The sequence below is a fragment of the Actinomadura bangladeshensis genome, from assembly GCF_004348335.1.
Taxonomy (GTDB): Bacteria; Actinomycetota; Actinomycetes; order Streptosporangiales; family Streptosporangiaceae; genus Spirillospora; species Spirillospora bangladeshensis.
This window is the reverse complement of record NZ_SMJW01000552.1, coordinates 1-1202: the sequence shown is the minus strand read 5'-3', so window position 1 is coordinate 1202 and position 1202 is coordinate 1. Positions and strand designations below refer to the sequence as shown.

General features: G+C 74.8%; 1 protein-coding gene. It reads left to right on the top strand.

Annotated elements, in window-relative coordinates:
- Positions 1–1075: phosphodiester glycosidase family protein (locus E1284_RS40790; RefSeq protein WP_207924257.1), on the top strand; the 1075-nt coding region annotated here is incomplete at its 5' end.
- Between the last annotated feature and the right edge of the window lie 127 nt (positions 1076–1202).

Here is a 1202-nt window from a genome sequence, read left to right as displayed (position 1 = left end):
CTTCCGGACCTTCGAGACGTCCGGCACCGGCGGGCGGGTGCTGGGCGGCCTGGTGGACGTCGACCTGCGCGGCCCGAAGGTCTCCGTCGGACTGCTGCACCCGCCGGTCGTCGCCGCGCGCCGGACGGTGTCGGCCATGGCGGACGCGCAGGGAGCGGTGGCAGGGGTCAACGGCGACTTCTTCAACGTCAGCGAGACGCATCCGGGGGTGGCGGCGACCGGGTCGTCGTCCGGCCCGGCGGTGGCGGAGGGGCGTCCGCTCAAGGGCGCGGTGCCGGACGGGCAGCGGTTCGGGCCGGCGCTGCCGCCCGGAACGTCCGCCGAGGACGTCATCGGCGTCGGCGCCGACCGGCGCGGGCATGTCGCACGGCTCCACCTGACCGGCACCGTCCGCGCGGGGAAGACGTCGATCGCGCTGCGCGGGCTGAACCAGTACGCGCTCCGCGTCGGCGGCGTCGGCGCGTTCGACTCGCGGTGGGGCGAGGTGTCCCGGCAGCGCGCCGTCTGCGGGACGGACGAGGCCCGCAACGCCCCGTGCAGCACCGACACCGCCGAGGTGACCGTCCGGAAGGGCGTGGTCCTGGGGGTGTCCGACACGGTCGGCGCGGGCGCGATCCCGGCGGACACGACCGTTCTGGTCGGACGGGAGAAGGGCGCCGACGCGCTGCGACGGCTGCGGCCCGGCGACCGGGTGCGGGTGTCCTACCGGTTCACCGGCCCGGTCCGCTTCCGGTTCGCCGTCGGCGGGTTCCCGATCCTCCGGGACGGGGAGCCGCTGGACGGTCTGAGCCCGAACGGCCCGGCCCCGCGCACCGCCGCCGGGGTCAGCCGCGACGGGCGCCGCTTCTACCTCCTCGTCGCGGACGGCAGGTCGGAGCGGAGCGGCGGCCTGACCGTCGCCGAACTGGCGTCCCTCCTGGACGAGGTCGGCGCCGACGACGCCGTGAACCTCGACGGCGGCGGCTCCTCGACCCTCGTCGCGCGCGCCCCCGGCGCGGCCTCGGTGTCCGTCCGCAACACCCCGTCGGACGGCACGGAACGCGCCGTGGCCAACGGCATCGGCGTCTTCCGCTAACCTCGGGCTTTCACCGGGCGGCGGGTCGAGAGTGACCGTTTAGACAAGAAAAGTGCTCCCGAGCTGGGAGGATAGGGCTTGTCGAGAGTCCTGTCCGCACCAGTCCGAAAGCACTTTTCACGTGAAG